Origin of the sequence: Streptococcus sp. A22, assembly GCF_043674215.1 — a bacterium.
Taxonomy (GTDB): Bacteria; Bacillota; Bacilli; order Lactobacillales; family Streptococcaceae; genus Streptococcus; species Streptococcus suis_V.
In genome coordinates this window covers 51,611-70,873 of record NZ_JBIMJQ010000008.1, presented here as the reverse complement: position 1 = coordinate 70,873, position 19,263 = coordinate 51,611, and the positions used below count along the sequence as shown (strand labels likewise).

General features: G+C 42.8%; 20 protein-coding genes. 15 read left to right on the top strand and 5 right to left on the bottom strand.

Going from position 1 to position 19,263, the window contains the following annotated elements; genetic code table 11:
- Entirely contained in the window at positions 1-1,128 is a 1,128-nt protein-coding gene (locus ACHBHN_RS04960; protein WP_105161177.1) for a glucose-1-phosphate adenylyltransferase, read from the bottom strand.
- Between the two features lie 164 nt (positions 1,129-1,292).
- Positions 1,293-2,204, bottom strand: a complete 912-nt coding sequence (locus ACHBHN_RS04955) for a LysR family transcriptional regulator (protein WP_105110484.1) — start codon at positions 2,202-2,204, stop codon at positions 1,293-1,295.
- Positions 2,205-2,421: 217 nt separating this feature from the next.
- Here ACHBHN_RS04955 and ACHBHN_RS04950 point away from each other — a divergent pair, with 217 nt between their 5' ends.
- The 9 genes from ACHBHN_RS04950 to ACHBHN_RS04910 all read left to right on the top strand — a co-directional run bounded on the left by ACHBHN_RS04950 (position 2,422) and on the right by ACHBHN_RS04910 (position 12,135).
- Positions 2,422-4,479, top strand: coding sequence for a BglG family transcription antiterminator (locus ACHBHN_RS04950; protein WP_394733728.1), 2,058 nt, complete (start codon positions 2,422-2,424; stop codon positions 4,477-4,479).
- Complete coding sequence (locus ACHBHN_RS04945) at positions 4,476-4,754, top strand: PTS sugar transporter subunit IIB (RefSeq protein WP_394733727.1); 279 nt, start codon at positions 4,476-4,478, stop codon at positions 4,752-4,754. The genes ACHBHN_RS04950 and ACHBHN_RS04945 overlap by 4 nt, the downstream gene beginning before the upstream one ends.
- A gap of 74 nt (positions 4,755-4,828) precedes the next feature.
- Positions 4,829-6,103: a PTS ascorbate transporter subunit IIC gene (locus ACHBHN_RS04940; protein ID WP_394733726.1), complete on the top strand. Its 1,275-nt coding sequence runs from the start codon at positions 4,829-4,831 to the stop codon at positions 6,101-6,103.
- Positions 6,104-6,120: 17 nt separating this feature from the next.
- On the top strand, positions 6,121-8,082 hold the full coding sequence (tkt, locus tag ACHBHN_RS04935; RefSeq protein ID WP_394733725.1) for a transketolase: 1,962 nt from the start codon (positions 6,121-6,123) through the stop codon (positions 8,080-8,082).
- Between the two features lie 246 nt (positions 8,083-8,328).
- On the top strand, positions 8,329-8,628 hold the full coding sequence (locus ACHBHN_RS04930) for a lipopolysaccharide assembly LapA domain-containing protein (RefSeq protein ID WP_172063600.1): 300 nt from the start codon (positions 8,329-8,331) through the stop codon (positions 8,626-8,628).
- A gap of 70 nt (positions 8,629-8,698) precedes the next feature.
- Positions 8,699-9,067 carry a glyoxalase gene (locus ACHBHN_RS04925; RefSeq protein ID WP_105110482.1) on the top strand — a complete coding sequence of 123 codons (369 nt, stop codon included), beginning with the start codon at positions 8,699-8,701 and terminating at the stop codon, positions 9,065-9,067.
- A 231-nt stretch (positions 9,068-9,298) separates the two neighbouring features.
- Positions 9,299-9,955, top strand: a complete 657-nt coding sequence (locus ACHBHN_RS04920) for a CBS domain-containing protein (RefSeq protein WP_105122757.1) — start codon at positions 9,299-9,301, stop codon at positions 9,953-9,955.
- A 91-nt stretch (positions 9,956-10,046) separates the two neighbouring features.
- The gene (locus tag ACHBHN_RS04915; RefSeq protein WP_394733724.1) at positions 10,047-10,868 is read left to right on the top strand and encodes a hypothetical protein; all 822 of its coding nucleotides are present in this window, start codon (positions 10,047-10,049) and stop codon (positions 10,866-10,868) included.
- Position 10,869: 1 nt separating this feature from the next.
- Positions 10,870-12,135 carry a toxic anion resistance protein gene (locus tag ACHBHN_RS04910; RefSeq protein WP_394733723.1) on the top strand — a complete coding sequence of 422 codons (1,266 nt, stop codon included), beginning with the start codon at positions 10,870-10,872 and terminating at the stop codon, positions 12,133-12,135.
- Between the two features lie 45 nt (positions 12,136-12,180).
- Here ACHBHN_RS04910 and ACHBHN_RS04905 read toward each other — a convergent pair whose 3' ends face one another.
- Positions 12,181-12,660: an 8-oxo-dGTP diphosphatase gene (locus ACHBHN_RS04905; RefSeq protein WP_257117854.1), complete on the bottom strand. Its 480-nt coding sequence runs from the start codon at positions 12,658-12,660 to the stop codon at positions 12,181-12,183.
- A 109-nt stretch (positions 12,661-12,769) separates the two neighbouring features.
- On the opposite strand from ACHBHN_RS04905, the gene folE reads away from it, so the two are divergent.
- The 5 genes from folE to ACHBHN_RS04880 are packed head-to-tail and all read left to right on the top strand — an operon-like array spanning position 12,770 to position 16,344.
- Entirely contained in the window at positions 12,770-13,330 is a 561-nt protein-coding gene (gene folE / locus ACHBHN_RS04900; protein WP_394733722.1) for a GTP cyclohydrolase I FolE, read from the top strand.
- 8 nt (positions 13,331-13,338) lie between these two features.
- Positions 13,339-14,151: a dihydropteroate synthase gene (gene folP, locus ACHBHN_RS04895; RefSeq protein WP_394733721.1), complete on the top strand. Its 813-nt coding sequence runs from the start codon at positions 13,339-13,341 to the stop codon at positions 14,149-14,151.
- The gene (folB, locus tag ACHBHN_RS04890) at positions 14,144-14,506 is read left to right on the top strand and encodes a dihydroneopterin aldolase (protein ID WP_125265645.1); all 363 of its coding nucleotides are present in this window, start codon (positions 14,144-14,146) and stop codon (positions 14,504-14,506) included. The genes folP and folB overlap by 8 nt, the downstream gene beginning before the upstream one ends.
- Positions 14,503-14,991, top strand: coding sequence for a 2-amino-4-hydroxy-6-hydroxymethyldihydropteridine diphosphokinase (gene folK, locus ACHBHN_RS04885; RefSeq protein WP_394733720.1), 489 nt, complete (start codon positions 14,503-14,505; stop codon positions 14,989-14,991). Before folB ends, folK begins: the two co-directional genes overlap by 4 nt.
- Positions 14,992-15,033: 42 nt before the next feature.
- Complete coding sequence (locus ACHBHN_RS04880; protein WP_394733719.1) at positions 15,034-16,344, top strand: GntP family permease; 1,311 nt, start codon at positions 15,034-15,036, stop codon at positions 16,342-16,344.
- 107 nt (positions 16,345-16,451) lie between these two features.
- On the opposite strand, the gene ACHBHN_RS04875 is transcribed toward ACHBHN_RS04880, so the two are convergent.
- Complete coding sequence (locus ACHBHN_RS04875; RefSeq protein WP_105122765.1) at positions 16,452-17,603, bottom strand: cobalamin-independent methionine synthase II family protein; 1,152 nt, start codon at positions 17,601-17,603, stop codon at positions 16,452-16,454.
- Between the two features lie 200 nt (positions 17,604-17,803).
- Here ACHBHN_RS04875 and ACHBHN_RS04870 point away from each other — a divergent pair, with 200 nt between their 5' ends.
- Positions 17,804-18,970, top strand: a complete 1,167-nt coding sequence (locus ACHBHN_RS04870) for an MFS transporter (protein WP_394733718.1) — start codon at positions 17,804-17,806, stop codon at positions 18,968-18,970.
- An 86-nt stretch (positions 18,971-19,056) separates the two neighbouring features.
- Here the strand turns inward: ACHBHN_RS04870 and ACHBHN_RS04865 are convergent, their stop codons facing one another.
- The gene (locus ACHBHN_RS04865; protein WP_105122767.1) at positions 19,057-19,227 is read right to left on the bottom strand and encodes a DUF3042 family protein; all 171 of its coding nucleotides are present in this window, start codon (positions 19,225-19,227) and stop codon (positions 19,057-19,059) included.
- Between the last annotated feature and the right edge of the window lie 36 nt (positions 19,228-19,263).

The following is a 19,263-nucleotide window of genomic DNA, read 5'->3' as shown; positions in this document are numbered from 1 at the left end:
TTACTTGTACACATTCTTATCAATCAAGAGGATATTGTCTGGTTCGCCAGCCAATTTGACACCGTCCGCAATCTTGACATTTTCAGCCACGATGACATAGTCCAATTCAACGCCCTCACCGATGATAGCACCAGGTAGGAGGACAGAATTTTTGACAACCGCATCGACATTAACTTGCACATCATTTGAGATAACAGAGTGCTCGATGGCACCATCAATAATGGCTCCCTTGTCGATATAGGCAGACTTGACAGAGGCAGTAGCACTGATAACTTGAGCAGGAGAGCCCTTGTCTTCAGAGTAGATTCTCCATGAACGGTCAGACAGGTCTAGCTCATCTGCATGGTCAATCAGGTCCATGTTAGATTCCCAGAGACTATTAACCGTACCCACGTCCTTCCAGTAGCCACGGAATGGGTGAGCAATCAGAGTGCGACCATCTGCCAGGTATTTTGGAATAATATCGTGGCCGAAGTCGTGTGATGAGGTTTCTGATTTGTCGTCTTCCAGGAGGTATTTCTTGAGTGTTTTCCATGTAAAAATATAGATACCCATTGAGGCAAGATTGCTCTTAGGGTTGGCCGGTTTTTCTTCAAATTCCTCGATGCGGTACTCATCATCCGTATTCATGATACCAAAGCGTGACGCTTCCTTGATAGGAACTTCGATAACTGCTATAGTCGCATCAGCCTTCTTGGAAATGTGGGTATCCAAGAGCTTGTCGTAGTTCATCTTGTAGATGTGGTCACCAGACAGGATGAGGACATACTCAGGCTCGTTCAAATCAATGAAGTCGATATTTTGAGTGATGGCGTCAGCCGTGCCCTTATAGAGACCAAAACCTTCGATTTTCTCACTTGGTGGCAGGACAAAAATACCAGAACCTTGGACATCCAACCCCCAACGCTGTGATTGGGCAACGTATGAGTTGAGCAAGACCGGTTCGTACTGGGTCAAGACACCGACAATATCGATACCAGAGTTGGCACAGTTACTGAGAGGGAAATCGATGATGCGGTATTTTCCACCGAAGGCAACGGCAGGTTTGGCCACCTTTTTTGTTAAACCTTCAAGACGGGTTCCCCGTCCACCTGCAAGAATCATAGCTAACATTTTATTTTGAGCCATCTCATCACTCCTTAAAATTTATTATAGAAGTATTATAGCATAAAGAACAAAAAAATGAAAGCGGTTCCCGTGATTTTGTTGAAATATTTCCAACATCACTTTCAACTGCTTTCATGATAGCATTATAACATATATTGATAGAAGAAATCTACTTAAATATGTCATTATTTTTTATCGAATTTTACTTCATCCAGGAGATAGGCAATGAATTTTTCCCCCATGTCGGATAGGACAGCTTTCTCATGTTTGATGTAGATGAGTTCGATTTCATCGTCATAATCCAGCGGGATGGAGACGATATTGTCCCCGTTTAGGTTGGAGTTCAAGATACCAGTCGCAACCGTATAGCCGTTTAGCCCAATCAGGAGATTGAAGAGGGTGGCCCTATCGGATACGACGATGGATTTCTTGTGGTGGACTTGGGAGAGAATTTCCTCGGCAAAGTAGAAGGAATTGTGAATCCCTTGTTCATAGCTGAGGTAGGGATAGTCGGCTAGGTCGTCCAGGCTAATACTTTTCTTTTGTGCCAGTGGATTGGTCTTGCTGACGAAAACATGAGGCTTGGCAGTGAAAAGATGCGTATGGGAGAGCCTGTGGTCATCCAGCAACTTGAGCAGGACTTCACGGTTGTAGTTATTAAGGAAGAGGACGCCGATTTCTGAGCGGAAATTATTGACGTCATCGATGATTTCCCAGGTCCGGGTTTCCCGCAGGAAGAGCTCGTAGTCTTCCATTTCAGTCTCCTTGAGCAGGGAGACAAAGGCATTGACCACAAAGGCGTAGTGCTGGGAGGATACGCTGAAGAGTTGGCGCTTGGCGTTGGGATTTTTATAGCGGTCTTCCAGCAGCTCGGTCTGCTCGACAATCTGGCGGGCATAGGATAGAAACTCAATCCCGTCCTTGGTCAGGGTAATGCCTTTGGGATTACGGAAAAAAATCTTGATATTGAGCTCTTTTTCCAGGTCGCGGATAGCATTGGACAGGCTTGGTTGGGTAATGAAAAGCTGTTTTGCAGCCTCGTTCATACTCCCTGTCTCTGCTATTTTTATAACATAATATAATTGTTGGATTCTCATAGCTCTATTGTATCATGAAATAGGAAAGAAATGAAGAAAAGTCCATTTTTGAGGGTGGGAAATCAGCGGAACTTATGAAATTATTGAATGCTTTTATTTTGTGTCTTCTTAGTTTTGAGAGTTTAAAAATTGTATCCTATTTACAAATATCAAACTAAAAACTTGTTGCAAAAATTATAATGAGGATATATACTTATATCAAGAGGTAGCGTTGCTTATGTTGGATGATAAAACAATAAAAATTTTATATGATATTGTGATAAAAGAAATACACCAAGTTCCATATTTGATAGAAAAATTTTCTTTGTCTCGGAGGCAATTTGCATATATTATTGAAAAAATTAATGCAGAATTCGCAAATGATGATGAGGAAAAATTGAAAATAGAAAATGATGTCATTTCTACTCCATTAGGTTTTCTTGATGCAAGACGTAAATATTTTAAGTCATATTTACATCAAGATTCCATGATTATTACTGGACAAAATAGGCAAGATTTACTGTTGTTTCTTTTGTGTCAAGGAAAAGATTATAACCCACTTGATGATGCTATGGAAATCATTGAAAGTAGTCGTTCGACTACTCTGAGTGAATTAAATATCCTAAAGGATAGACTAAGTAGAAGAAGTATTTTTATTCGATATAATCGTGACAGAGGATATTACATAGTTGGCGATGAGCAAGAAATTCGCTATCTAGTTATCGAAAAAATATTGCACCACGTCCATAGCGCAAATGGAGTGGATATAATTAGTTTTTTCTTTAAAAAACGTTCTACTGAGGATCATGGTGAGATAGAGAGGTTTATCCAGCAACTTTTAGAAAAGTATGATTTGCAGATTTTTGGTGATAGATTGAGAGAGCTTACAGTAGGATTCTCGATATTATTGCCTAGATTGCTAAAATTTGAAAATTTTCTATTAGACGATCGAGTTATTGATCAAAGTAGCAGTTCGTATAAATTTACTAGAGAATTATGTAGTAGTTATGGAATTTATCAATATAATAATATCAATTATGTGTATTATTGGGTAAAGGGACTTTCATCAACTTCAGATTTATCGAATAAGGAATCGAAAGTAATAGTACCACTTTTGACCAGTTTTCTCCGCTCATTTGAAGCTGTCTCAGGAGTGAGAGTTTCCACGGATAGTCCATTGTACATGACTTTATATCATCATTTTCAATCATCTTATTATAGGGTTATGTTCAAATTCCCTATTGTTAATCCACTTTTGGAAATGATTCAGGATGACTATTTTGGTCTGTACAATATCGTTGCTCTTTCTACAAATTTATCATCGGGTACTTATTTTAAACAAATTTCTAAAGATGAATTAGCTTTTTTAACAATACATCTGTTAGTTAGTTTCACAGAGTTGCAAAAAAACTCTTCTGTATATCGTAGGTGCCTAATAATTTGTCCGCATGGAGTAGGGACTTCGGCTTTTATTCAAAAAGAATTATCTAAGTTATTTAAAGGAATTGATTTTTACTTGCCAGGACAATTAGAAGAAGATGATTTATCCAAAATTGATTTTATTGTTTCAACAGTTTTAGATGAAACAATTGAAAAATATGATAAGCCGTATATCGTAGTAGATCCATATATGATTTATAAGCGTTCGAAAGATTTAGAAAAAAATATTGGTCAACTTATTCAACCAAAATCATGGGACGGTATCAATATCGAAGATATTTTGTCCATTGTGCGATCGCATGTTAGTTTAAATCAATTTCTAGATATTCAACAAAGTCTTATAAAGTATCAAATTCAAAGTGATGAAATGAATAAGGAAATGGAGGAGTTGCCATTGTTAAGTCAATTGATTACACCTAATCTGGTTACTTTACAAATTCAGGCCAGTGATTGGGAAAGTGCAGTTTATCAAACAGCATTGCCTTTAATAACTTACGGAAAAGTTACAGAATCCTATGTTAATGAGATGATTCAAACTGTAAAAGACTTGGGACCGTATGTAGTCATTACAAAATCTGTCGCTCTTCCACATGCTCGTCCTGAGGCGGGCGCAAAGGAATTAGCAATAAGTGTTGGAGTTTTACAATCACCAGTAAATTTTGGAAATCGTGAAAACGACCCAGTAAAATATGTATTCGGACTCAGTGCATTAGATAGTCATACACATTTAGAGGCAATGTCGGAATTGGTAGAATTACTAGAAGAAGACAAATTCTATCATCTATTGGATTCTGCTGGAACAGCAGAAGAAATAGTGGATTATATAAAAGAATATGAACAAAGGAGGGTATTATGAAAACAGCATTAATTGCATGTAGAACAGGAATGGGTTCTAGTATGATGTTAAAAATAAAAGTTGATCAGGTAGTACGTGCAAATAATTGGGATATTGAAATTATTCACGGGACCTTAGCAGATGTCAAAGGATTTAAGGGAGACATTCTTATTACTATGTCTGATGTTGCGGACGAATTGGCAAATGATTTTCCAAATATTGTAGGGATTGTTAATCTGATGAATAAGACAGAAATACAAGAAAAATTAGGAGCTATGTTAACCAAATTAGAATAACTTTTTTCATTATTTCTATCTTCCGCGAGATTTGAGCCTCTAAAATAATTATATAGAATTCAAGGAGTAAGAAAATGGAACTTTTAAGAATTATCGTTTTTGATTTATTGGCATCAGCCCCTATTTTAGTAGGGATAATAGCCTTGACTGGTTTAGTATTGCAGAAACAGTCAATGGATAAAGTTATTTCTGGTACTTTAAAAACAATTGTAGGTTTTCTTGTTTTTGGTGTCGGTGCTGGTGCGGCAGTCGTTGCATTGGATAGCTTTCAAGAATTGTTTGCGCAGGGCTTTGGGTTAAAAGGGGTGCTTCCGTTGGCTGAGGCTGTCACTGCGCTTGCTCAACAAAAGTTTGGATCAACGGTCTCTCTAGTAATGCTGATAGGTTTTATTGCTAATCTATTTGTTGCAAAATTCACACCTTTAAAATATATATTCTTGACAGGACAACACAACCTATACCTAGCAGCGCTCTTAACTATTATGTTTAAAGCTCTTGGTCTCAGTGATGGCATTGTAATTGTTCTTGGTGGGCTTATGTTAGGTGTTTGTGCAGCTCTATTTCCAGCTATCGCACAACCATATATGCGAAAAGTTACAGGAGATGATGAAATTGCAATGGGCCACTATGTTACCGTGGGTTATGCAATCTCAGGTTGGATTGGTTCTAAAGTTGGAAATCCTGAGGAGAGTACTGAAAAACTTAACCTCCCACAATGGTTAACTATGTTTAAGGATTATGTTGTAGGTGTCTCCATTACAATGGTATTCTTCTTTTACATCGCTTCGATTGCCGCAGGTAAGGAAGCAGTAGAATCGATTTCAGGAGGTGTCAGTTGGTTAGTCTTTCCATTGTTTCAAGGTCTTCAATTTTCAGCGGCCTTATATGCCATTATTACAGGTGTCCGCCTCTTCTTAGGTGAAATCGTTCAGGCATTTGTAGGGATTTCAGAAAAACTAATTCCAAATGCCAAACCGGCACTTGATTGCCCAGTTGTATTTACGTTTGCTCCTACTGCAACGATTATTGGCTTCCTAGCATCTTATGCAGGTGGTCTACTTACAATGATTATAATGGGTATGGTAGGTACTATCATAATTATTCCTGTAGCGGTCCCATACTTCTTTATAGGAGCTACAGCGGGTGTATTTGGTAATGCTACAGGCGGATGGAAAGGTTGTATTGCTGGTTCATTTGTTGTAGGCGTTCTTATTGCTGTAGGGCCAGCGCTTATTTACCCAATAATGGAGAATATTGGATTGACGGGTACCTCATTCCCCGAAACAGATTTTAACATCGTTGGATTATTGGTATATTATATTGGTCAATTTTTACAAAGCGTATTTTAATTGAATGAGGTGCTAGTATGAATATAAAAGAGTTATCTATTGCAACTATCAGAGGACTTGCTGTTGATAGTGTTGAGAACGCAAAAAATGGTCATATGGGGATGCCTCTAGGGGCAGCGACTGTTGGGTATAGTTTGTTTCACGATCATATGATATTTAATCCTAAGAATCCTAAATGGCTTAACCGAGATAGGTTTGTTTTGACATCGGGTCATGGTTCCATACTTTTGTATAGTTTGTTGCATTTGTCTGGTTATAATGTAAAAATTGATGATTTAAAACAATTTAGGCAATTAGGGAGCATCACACCTGGACATCCAGAATTTGGAGTGACAGAAGGTGTAGAGGCGACCACAGGTCCCCTAGGTCAAGGTTTTTCGATGGTAGTAGGCCTCGCTATTGGGGAAGCACATCTTGCTGAAAGATTTAACAAACCTAATTTTAATATCATAGACCACTATACTTACACAATTTGTGGCGACGGGGACTTGGAAGAAGGAGTTGCTCTCGAGGCAGCAGCTATTGCTGGTAATTTAGGACTAGGTAAATTAATAGTCTTATATGATGCCAATCAGATTACCTCCGATGGTCCGTTGGAACTATCAAGTCAAGAAAATATCGTGGAGAAATTTAAAGCGATGAACTGGCAGGTGCTAGTGGTTGAAGATGGTAACGATATTGTTTCGATTAATAATGCTATTGACATTGCTAAAACGGATGTAGATCGTCCTACATTAATAAAAGTTCATACTACAATTGGTTTTGGGTCATCGTTACAAGGAACGCATAAAATCCATAGCAACCCTGTTGGTGATAAAGAGGCAGCGATTATAAAGAAAAATATAGGCTTTGAATATGAGAATTTCGAGGTGCCAGAGGAGGTTTATAGCCATTTCAAGGAGAAAGAATTATTAGGTCAAGAGGCTGAAATCGAATGGAAGAATAAATTAAATAAATATAAAGAAAATTATACTCAAGAATACAGTGATTTAGTAAAAATAATTTCTGGTGACAGTAAAATTGACACAAGTACGGTTGTATTCAAGGGAACAGCTCTGGCAACTAGAGATGCTTCAGGAATATCGTTAAATACTTATTATAAACAATATCCAGCACTTGTTGGTGGCTCAGCTGATTTGGCTTCTTCAAATAAAACAACCATAAACGATTTTCCTTACATGTCGCATGAAACACACAGTGGTCCAAATATTCATTTCGGGGTACGTGAATTTGCAATGGCATCAATTGTAAATGGATTGACCTTATATGGTTTACGTGGATATTGCGGAACTTTCTTAGTATTTTCTGACTATATGCGTTCTGCAATTCGTCATGCTGCGTTAATGAAGGTACCAAGTATTTTTATAATGACACACGATAGTATGTACGTCGGACAAGATGGTCCAACCCATCAGCCAATCGAACACTTGATAAGTTTGAGAGCAATGCCTAATCTTGTTGTATATAGACCAGCTGATGCAAATGAGACAAAAGTAGCTTGGAAACTTGCACTTGAATCTAAAGAGACACCGTATCTCATTTCTTTAGGCAGACATAATGTACCTGTGCTCGCTCAAGTTGATGAAGAGTTGGCTGCAAAAGGTGGCTATATTTTAGAGAAAACTTCGGATGTACCTGATTTGGTTATTGTCGCAACGGGTTCTGAAGTGGCAACTGCCTTGGAAGTCTCTAAACAATTGGATGGCTATAATGTTAACGTTGTTTCACTTCCAAGTTGGGAGTTATTTGAGAAACAATCAAAAGAATATCAGGATACTGTATTACCACCAACTGTATCAAAACGTGTTTCAATTGAACTTGGTTCAACCTTGGGATGGGATAAATATGTCGGTAGCAAAGGATTGACGATTGGAGTCAATCAATTTGGAGAATCTGCGCCAGCTGATGCATTGTTGCAATCACTTGGATTTACAGTTGATGAAATAGCTACGAGAATCAAAAAGTATTTATCTGAATGATTAAGTGCTCATAGCTATTTGTTTACTGATATTTTGTCATAGGTTCCTCCTTATTTTTCAGGGAATAGTTTCTTTGGAAAATGAAAAAAATTGAGAATAGGCAGGTGTTTCATTTGATTCATCTGCCTGTTTATATGTAAAAAAATAAAGCAGTAATTTCTGAAAATATTCCTATACAATTCCCAATCCCCCTTCCTTGTCACGATTCCTGTTTTATGATAGACTGACAGATGAAAGAGGTGCTATATGAAGAAAAAACTATCCCTAATCGGCTTACTGGTTATTATCGTTCTGACGGTGGTCTTGTCTTTGGCTAACCAACAGGTTGTCAAGGTCAATTATATCTTTGGTTATTTCCGTCTGCCCTTGATTTTGGTCATTCTCGGCTCTGTATTTCTTGGCTTGGTCATCCAATATTTGCTTGGAATGTCAAAAAATATGGGCTTGAAGAGTGAGATTAAGAGTCTGAAAAAGCAGGCGCGTGAGCAGGCTGAGTTGGAAGAAGCGAGACTGGCCCAGGCAGCCGACAAATCGCTAGAAGGTTAGGAATTCATTCTTGCAATTTGAACCATATCTTGCTATGATTAGCAGTATCGTTTTAGAAAGAGGATAACAGATGTTTAATAAAGAATTGGGCCTCATGCTCTATGTGGATGATGTGGCGGCAGAAAAAAGTTTTTGGTCAGCGGCAGGTTTTGTCATTGAAAATGAAGCGGAGATGATGGGCTTTGAGACCTTTGATATGAAGTCTCATGCGGATGCGACGACTACGATTACGGTTTATGACAAGGAATTTATCGCTCAAGTATCGCCAGAGGTGTTGGACAATGTACCGAGCGTCTTGTTTGAAACATCCGATATTGCAGGCCTTCAGGAGCGCATCGCTGGTTTGACAGATACCTGCAGCCCAGTCAATGAACAGCCTTTCCCTAACTTTAACTTTGCCTGCCCAAGCGGGATTTATTTCGCAGTAAAGGGTGTATAATTTTAGAACCTGTATTCACAATTCGGCACCTGAGCTAAGGCAAGTTTCGTTCGTTTTTTCTCGAAATACAGTCAGTATTCCATTAAAAAACTTAAAGTACCTTACTTGTGAATCTAGTTTCTAACAAATCAGTGGTCGTTGATCACTGATTTTCATTTCTTTTCATAAGATATTGAAATCGTTTTCGTTTTTTGCTATAATAGGAGTAGAAAATATCGAGGAGGAAGTTCCATGTCCGTTAAAGATTTTATGACCCGTAAGGTTGTTTACATTTCACCAGATACAACGATCGCCCATGCTGCAGACATCATGCGTGAGCAGGATTTGCACCGCTTGCCGGTCATTGAAAATGATAAATTGGTCGGTTTGGTAACAGAAGGTACCATCGCAGAGGCTAGTCCGTCAAAGGCGACCAGCCTGTCTATCTACGAGATGAACTACCTGCTCAACAAGACCAAGGTCAAGGATGTCATGATTAAGGACGTCATCGCAGTTTCAGGCTATGCCAGCTTAGAGGATGCGGTCTACCTCATGTATAAAAACAAGGTCGGCATCCTGCCGGTTGTGGACAATGGTCAGCTCTACGGTGTCATCACAGACCGCGATATTTTTGCTGCCTTCCTCCACGTTTCAGGCTATGGAGAAGAGGGCGTGCGGGCTCGTTTCCTAGTTGAAAATAAGGCTGGTGAGCTTGCGAAGATTATCAAGATTATTTCTGACAAGGGCTACAATATCATTAGCACCGTTCAATTACAGACTAAAAAAGGCAATGTGGTCATCGAGGTTCAAATCGAAGGGCACATCGCTGTAGAGGAATTGGAGAACCTGTTTGCCACCTCTGGCATTTCCATTGACAGCATCCATGCAACCCAGGCCAAGGCCTTCTAAAAAGTTGGGGAAACCCGGCTTTTTTCTTTGGTAAATTTTTCATAGATGAGGAGGAATATGATATAATATAATGGAAAAATGAGGAAAACGTATGGGTAAAAAACGCTATAAAAAAGATGATGGTTGGGGCTCTATCCTTGCCCTGTTCATTGTCTTGGGGATTTTGATAAATTTTTGGTATATTATTTTGCCTCTGGGACTGGTTTATCTCTATGTGAAGAATCGTCCTGCGGTTCATCGGATGCTCAACCGTTCATCTATCCGGCGGTTGGAAAATCTGGTATGGTCCATTAGTGCGGGATTTTCCAAGCACCAGCAGCTCTTGGCTGAAAATGGGGAGGACAAGGCGGTTCTGCAATTGCGGGGACGCTTGCTGGCAGAACTCTTTGAGCTGGACCAAGTCTATCAAAAGGTTGGTAAGTACCTAGATACCTATAAGAGTAAGGAAGTTGTGGATACCCTCCAGCTCAAGTATCAGCTCAAACTTCCTGAAAAGTCAGCAGAGCCTGTCAAGGAGGCAGAGCCTTTCGTTCAAGCCAAGCAGGAGCTGACGGAGCAGGAGTGGATTGCGGACCTGACGCCGGAAATTCTTGAGACCTACTGCAATATCCAACGGGATCATCTAGTCATTTTAGAGAAATTAGAGGCGACAACGGATAAGAAGGAAGAGCTGACGGCCATTCATGAGGCCAATATGCAGCGTTTCCAGGATATTTTGCAGGGGTATATGAAAATTAAGCAGTCTCCCAAGGATTATTTCAATGCGGAAGAACGTTTGGCCCAGGCAAAATCTGCCATGGAGGCCTTTGATAGTGACTTGGATAATACCATTCGCCAGTTTAACGAAGCCGATATGCAGGATTTTGAAGTCAGCCTGCGTATGATGAAACGTGACAAGAAAGTAGAGGAATAAGATGTCAGGATTTAATTTTGATATAGATGCCATTGCCAGCAATGGCTTGAACCAGAAGGACAAGACAACGGAAATCATCCAGGCTACGCCCATTGGTGACAGTCAGAAAGTATCCTTCCTTGCACAATTGACACCTGAACAGCAGGCCGGAATCAAGGCCAAGGCACCGCAGTTGGTGGATAATTTTGTATCTAACCAGAACGCCCTCCTGGACTTTGGCAAGGAGGCGGTTGAGGAGGTCAATGCAACAGTTAACCACATCTTGAGTGAGCAGAAGAAGATTGAAATTCCGCAGGTGGATGAGCTTTTGGCCAATACCAACCGTGAACTTAACGGCTTTGTGGCCAAGTATAAGGACATTTCAAGCACTGCTGAATTGGAGAAGAAACCTGGTTTCTTCCAGCGTCTTTTCAAGCAGACCAAGAACGACTTGCAGGAATTTTACTTCGATTCCCAGACCATCGAAAAGAAAATGGACACTATGGCAGCCAGCGTGGTCAAGCAGGAAGAAGTTCTCTCGCGCAATATCGTTTCTGCCGAGCTCTTGATTGAAAACAATACCAAGTCTATCGAGAATCTGGTCGGTGTCATTGCCTTTATCGAGGCGACAGGTCAAGAGGCTGCTCAGCGAGCAAGAGCAGAGCAGGAAAGACTGGCTAGCCTGGTTCCGACCACTGTTGACTATCAGGTAGCCTCTGAAAAGCTGGCGCGGATCACAGAAGTGGCCAATATTTTGGAGCAGCAGCATTCTGAATACCTGAGCCGTCTCTATGTGGCCTGGACAACGACACCGCAGATGCGGAATCTGGTCAAGGTATCGTCCGATATGAAACAGCGTTTGGGTATGCTCCGCCGCAATACCATTCCGACCATGAAGTTATCCATCGCCCAGTTAGGTATTTTGCAACAGTCCATAAAGTCCAGCCAGACGGCTGATGCCATCGTCAATGCCAATAATGCTGCTCTTCAGATGCTGGCAGATACGTCTAAGGAAGCCATTCCGATGATGGAACGCACAGCTCAAAATCCGACCCTGGCTGTTCAGTCGGTGACAAAATTGGCTGAAAGTCTGGTAGCCCAGAACAACGGAATCATCGCCGCTATTGATGAAGGGCGTCAGAAACGCCGTGAGTTGGAGGCGGCTATTATCCACTCAGCTGAGACCATCAACGATTCCGTCAAACTGCGTGACCAGAAGATTATTGCAGCCCTCCTTGATGAAGGCAAGCGGGCTCAATCTCAAGCAGAGCAACCAGTATCAGAATAACTTAAAACCTGCAGGTCAGCTGACTTGCAGGTTTTAAGCTGTTTATCACTCATAAAAATCCACTGAGTAGTCTAGTAAGTTATCTCCGTCATAGCGGAAACAGGCGGAGAAGAAGGGCTTGTTTTCTAAGAGCCATTCTTGGAAATGTCGATCGCCTTCCCAGGTGGGCTTGGATAGGACCTGGTCATAGGGAACCCACTCCAAATCTCCTTCGTTACAGTCGATTAGGTTGCCTTCAAACTCGGTAATCTTGAAGACATAGGTGTACCAATCCATATTGGGGGTGAAGTCAGGAAAGGTAATAATGCCTTTCAGAGCCAACTTGGTGGCCGTAAGGCCTGTCTCTTCCAAGACTTCACGGGTTGCGCAGGCCTGAGGGGTCTCACCGGCTTCTAATTTTCCGCCGACGCCAATCCACTTGCCGCGATGCACATCATTTTCTTTCTTGTTGCGGTGAAGTAATAAAAATTCCTTGCCATTGTCAATATAGCAAATCGTCGCTAACTGGACGGGTTTCTTGGTCATGTGGCGCTCTCCTTACAATTCTTTGTTTCATTATATCACAAAGGGGAGTAAGACTTTTCCTAGGAGCCTTTTTAGGGTATAATAAGAACATTAAACAAGGGGATGTATTATGTCAAAGCAAGAGAAAATTGAACAAACCATTTACCAATTGTTGGAATTATTGGGCGAGGACCCTAACCGTGAGGGACTACTGGATACGCCAAAGCGTGTGGCCAAGATGTACCAGGAGATGTTTTCTGGTCTCAATGAAGCCCCTAAGGATCAGTTTACGGCGGTCTTTTCGGAGGGGCATGAGGAAGTGGTCTTGGTCAAGGATATTCCCTTTCACTCCATGTGTGAGCATCATTTGGTGCCTTTTTATGGGGTGGCGCATGTGGCCTATCTACCAAGCAAGGGTCGTGTGACAGGCCTCAGCAAATTGGCGCGTGCGGTGGAAGTGGCTAGTCGCCGTCCACAATTGCAGGAGCGCTTGACTCACCAGGTAGCCCATGCCCTACAGGACGCCTTGGAGCCAGAAGGCGTCTACGTTATGGTGGAGGCGGAACATATGTGTATGAGTATGCGTGGTGTTCGCAAGCCAGGCAGCAAGACAGTGACCACAGTTGCTCTTGGAAAATACAAGGAAGATGCTGTTTTGCGTCGTGAATTGCTGTCCATGATTCACAGATAGGAGGAGCTATGTCGATTGACAACTTACACCAGCAAGTATCCATCATGGGCATTCTCAATGTCACGCCGGATTCTTTTTCTGACGGTGGAAAATTTAATGAAGTAGAGGCTGCCCTAGCGCAGGCTGAAGAGCTTTTGGCAGCAGGTGCCCAGGTCATCGATGTCGGTGGCGAGTCTACCCGACTGGGGGCGGAATTTGTTTCCCAAGAGGAGGAAATAGCCCGTGTGGTACCGATTATTCGTGCTATAAAGGAGCATTTTGACTGCCTGGTTTCTATCGACACCTATAAGACTGGGACAGCGCGTGCGGCTCTGGAGGCTGGTGCAGACATTCTCAATGATGTCTGGGCAGGTCTCTATGACGGAGAAATGCTGGCCCTGGCAGCGGAGTATCAGGTCCCCATTATCCTCATGCACAATCAAACAGAGGAAGTCTACGAGGATATTGTGCAAGAAGTGCGAGATTTTCTAGCGGAGCGGGCTCAGGCAGCCCTAGCAGCTGGTATTTTGGCTGACAAAATTTGGATGGATCCTGGGTTTGGATTTGCCAAAAATGCCCAGCACAATCTGGATCTTCTCCAAGGCTTGGAGAAGATCACTGGGCTTGGTTATCCAGTTCTTTTTGGGATTTCCCGTAAGCGGGTGGTTGACCATCTTTTGGGTGGCAATACCTTGGCAGCTGACCGGGATCAGGCAACGGCAGCCCTGTCTGCTTGGGCTATTTCCAAGGGCTGTAAAATGGTCCGAGTCCACAATGTCCAAGCCAATCGAGATCTGGTTACTGTCTGGGACCAATTAGTGAATGGGAGCAAGAATGGATAAGATTTCACTCAAACAATGCAAATTTTACGGCTACCACGGCGCCTTCAAGGAAGAGCAGACCCTGGGGCAAATTTTTACGGTGGACTGCGATTTGTTTCTGGATTTAACCGCTGCCTCATTGTCGGATAATTTGGAAGATACAGTTCATTATGGCCTTGTTTTCGAGGCTATGAAAAAAGTGGTCGAAGGTAAACCCTATATTCTGATTGAAAAAGTTGCAGGGCTGATTTGTCAGGAGATTTTTGACCAATTTCCCAAAGTAGAGAAGATCAAGCTGGCCATCCACAAGGAAAATCCGCCTATCGCTGGCCACTATGATTCAGTTGGTATTGAGTTGGAGCGTAAACGCCTATGAAACACACAGCTTATCTGAGCATTGGTGGCAATATGGGGGACCGTGAGGCCTATTTGCAGGCTGCCTTGGAGAGTTTGGATAATCATCCTGCCTGTCAGCTGGGAGCCGTATCGGCTCTTTATGAGACACCAGCTTGGGGCAAGACGGACCAGGCTGACTTTCTCAATCTAGCCTGTCGGGTCTTTACGGATTTGGAGCCTCTGGCATTTTTGGAAATCTGTCAAAAAATCGAACTGGACTTGGACCGTGTTCGTATTGAAAAATGGGGACAGAGGACCATTGACCTGGATATTATTTTCTGGGACCAGGAAATCATCCAGTCCGAACGGCTGACGGTGCCCCATCCCTATGCCCATGAGCGGGCCTTTGTCCTACAGCCTCTGGCTGATATTGCGGCTAATTATGTCCATCCAATCCTAGGGCAGACAGTGGCCCAGCTGCTGGCAAAGGTTCAAGGGAAAGAAGACATTCGACAGTATAGGTAAAAATTCAGAGGGAGCAATCCCTCTTTTCATTAAAGGAGAACTATGACAATTTTAGGAGTAGTAGGGGTATTTTTGGCGATTGTGGCCATTATTTATTGGACCACAAAGAATCTAAACGTGATGGTTGCGGCCCCCTTGGCGAGCTTGATCGTGGCTTTGACCAATCAAATGCCCATTTTAGAGACCATGTTGGGCAAGGAACAGTCTTATATGACTGGCCTGGCTGGTTTTTTAATCAATAACTTTGCGATTTTTATGCTTGGCTCCATACTGGCCAAGTATATGGAAGCAAGTGGTGCTACCCAGACCATTGCCAATAGTATTTTGCGAGTGGTTGGTAAGGAAAGTCCTTATAAGGTATTGCTGGCTATTGTCCTGATTGCCTCCTTGCTGACCTATGGGGGTGTCAGCCTTTTTGTGGTTATTTTCACCCTCTTGCCCCTGTCGAGACCGCTCTTTAAGGAGCTGAATATCAATTGGGAACTATTTCCAATTCCAGTTTTTTTAGGTGTCAGCACCCTGACCATGTCCAGTTTGCCAGGGACGCCGTCCATTCATAATGCGGTTCCAACCAAGGTTTTGGGGACGACTTTGACCGCCGCACCGCTCTTGAGCCTGGTTTCAAGCTTAATTTTAGTCGTTTTTGGTTTGACCTATATGCGGTTTGCCTTGAAGAAAAGTATGGCGAGAAATGAGGGGTATACTGAGCGTGATGAGGAAATTGTGACTACAGATAACGCAAATCTTCCTAATCTAGTTTTGGCAAGCCTGCCCATGTTGAGCTTGGTTGCAACTATTTACATTTTTCAGAAAACGCCTTATATCTTGGTTGTGGGGCTAACGGTGGCCATACTGGTGTCAGGTCTTCTCTTCCGTAAGAATCTGGTCAATCAGCAAACTCTCTTAAATGAAGGGACAACGGCATCTGTTCTACCTGCATTTGCGACTTCTAGCACAGTGGCTTTCGGAACGGTCTTGGCCATGTCCTCAGGCTTCTTGCTTATCCAAGACTGGATTGGACAGATTTCTGGTTCGCCCCTGATTAGTCTTTCGGTGTCGACTGCCCTAATTGGTGGTATCATTGGCTCTTCGTCTGGTGCGGTAGGGATTGCTGCCAGCAATTTCTTACCTGCCTACCTTGATTCGGGTATCGATCCCCAGGTCTTGCACAGGGTGACGGTTATTGCCTCGGCGGTGCTGACAGTTGTTCCCCAATCGGGAGTTATGATTACCTTCCATAACCTGGCCAAATTGAGCATGAAGCGGGGCTTGAAGCATTCCTTTATCGTAGTCAATATCGGTCATCTGCTGGCCCTGATTGCGGTTTTGATTTTGGCACAATTACTTTATTAGATAGACAAACAACCCTGTAGCTTGAGTTTCAGGGTCGTTTTGTGCGTCAGGCGATTTTGAACATGAGAAAACCACCAGCAATGCTGATGGCTCCTTGATTTACTTCTTTATTCAGCCCAGAATTTGGCTGCAATGTCTTGACCTTGTTTGATTTTCGCCCATTGTTGTGGGATAGCAAGCTCATTGCCAGAGTCACATGATGCAAAACCGCACTGATGTGACAGGTAGAGGCGTTCTTTTGGAATGATTTTGCTGGCCTCTTCGAGGAGTTTGTAAACACGCTCTTCATCGTCGAGTTCAGAAGTCTTACTTGAAAGCAGACCCAGAACAATTTCGACATCCGAATCTTTCAAGCTTTCCAAAGCTTTCAAATCACCGGCACGCTCATCATCCCATTCCAGGAAGAAACGGCTGTAACGCTGGTTTTTCAAGAATTTCTCAGCTATAGCCTCGTAAGTACCACCAGCTGCAGAGCGGCTTTCATAGTTACCACGGCAGTTGTGGGTCCAGACTGTCAAGCCAATTTCATGACCGTAGTCAGCCACGGCATTGTTGATAGCGATAAATTCATCTGCAAGAGCAGCCAAAGCTTCTGGGTCATCTTGCGGAAAGAATGGCACAGGATTTGATGGGTCGAAGAGTTCCCAGAGACAGTCGTCAAATTGAACAATCTGACCACCAGCAGCCTTATACTGGTCCAAGAATTCCTTGTAGGCAGCAATGAGGCCTTCTTTCAAGTCTTCACGGGTCTTGTAGACTTGATCTGGTCCAACCTGACCGTTGAAAATAATCAATTCATTGAAGGCATGAGCTGGTCCATAGATAGTCTGCTTGGTTGTCGTGTCCCCAGCCAATTCCTGTACTTGCTTGTAAATATCGATGAAGTGGTGATTTTTAGAAGAAAGTGGAGCGGTAATGCGAAGACCGATGTCCTTTCGAGTTTCATAAGGCTGGCCATCGTGGTCTTTAAATGGATAGCCGTGATCAGCAATGTAACGCTCGATACCCTCAAAGCCCCAGAGGAAGTCCAGGTGCCACATAGAGCGACCAAATTCGCCATCAGTCACGATGTCGAGACCATTTTCTTTTTGTTCCGCAACGATTTTCTCGATGAGTTCAGTTTCAGTCTCCTTGTAGCCGTCGAAGGCATCGTAAAATGGGTACTTGATGTCATCACGCGCTTCGATTTGGCGCTTGTATTCTCCAAGGGCTGAAGGGCGGAGGAGGGAGCCAACTAGTAGGAATCTTGATTGTGTCATGTTATATTTTCTCGCTTTCGTTTGGTATGTTTGTATTCTAACGCAAATTTTCCCATTTGAAAAATAGTTATTTAATGGGAAATGATATAGCTTAAAACTATAACCAGAAATAAAACAGAATAACTTTCTATCATTTGTCAAGTATGGTATAATCATAAATGCTGAAATCCGAACGTTAGAGAAAGGACAACTATCACGATATGAAAAAACAATCGCTATTTATGGTAGCTGGCATTATTATGCTGGGTGTGGTTATGCGGGCTCCCTTTACTGCCCTGCCTGCCATTTTGACGGACATTGCAGCTGGCTTGGGGGTACAAGTCAGCTCGCTGGGGGTTCTGACCTCTATTCCGCTGATTATGTTTGCCCTCTGCTCATCCTTGGCACCGCGCTTGGCTGGCAAGCTAGGCTTGGAAAAGTTGATGGCGCTGGTGCTCTTCATCATGACTATTGGCTCAGGAATGCGGGCCAGCGGTCTAGTGGGCTTGTTTGTAGGGACCGTTTTGCTGGGCGGGACCATTGCCTTTATCAATGTCCTGCTGCCAAGTATTGTGACAGCCAATTTTCCTAAGAAAATCGGGCTTTATACTACTATTTATGTGACCCTGATGGGGGTGGCTGGAACTACGGCCTCTATGGCGGCAGTACCTGTGGCTACGGCGACTTCATGGCAGACCTTTATCTATCTGGTCACGGCCGTAATCTTTTTGGCCCTCTTGATTTGGCTGCCAAATGTCCGCCACAATCATCGTTTTGAAAGTAATCAGGAGAAGTCATCTGTTCAATCCCTTTGGAAAAATAAGGCTGCACTTGCCTTTCTGATTTTCGGTGGGCTCCAGTCGGTGCTCTTCTATACAGAGATTACCTGGCTCCCAACCATTGCTCAGTCCATTGGCTTTAGCAAGGCTGAGGCTGGTTTCATGTCCGGCATGTACAATCTCATGGGCATTCCCATGTCTATGGTGACACCGGCTATTCTTTCTCGTCAGACCAAGGATGGGCGTAGGTGGATAATGTTAATCATCTCCGCTGTTTCTCTAGTAGGTCTCGCTCTCATGGCCTTAGCGCCTGTAAATCTTGCCATTTGGACTGCCATTCATTTGATTTTGAGCTTTACCAATGGTGCATTGTTCCCTTATATGATGCTGGGCTTTACCCTGAAAACCAGCAACCCACAGGCGACTGCCCAATTATCCGGTATGGTGCAGACGGGCGGCTATCTGATTGCTGCCTTTGGTCCAGGTCTCCTGGGCTATAGTTTTCCAGTATTTGGGTCATGGTTACCGCTGATTTTGGCACTAGCAGTGGTGACCCTGGTCATGATGTGGACCATTGTCTTGATTGAGAAGGAAGAGATTATTTTGTAGGAAAATGCTGAAGTCAACAGTCCGTTTTGGGCTGTTTTTATGTTGCTGCCAAAAGAAAAAAGCTGGACGTTTCATCCAACTTTTCCTTAACGTGACACGCGACGGCGTGCTGCTTTTTTACGATTTTCTTCAATGAAGGCTTCTTTCTTTTCTTCTGGTTCGATAATTGTTTTATGAACGGTGAAGATAGCACCTGCTGCCACAGCAACGGTAGAAAGAACGCCTGTCAAGAAACCTTTGCCAAAACCTTTAGCCATAGTGAATTCTCCTTTACTTGTGTTATAATAGATTTT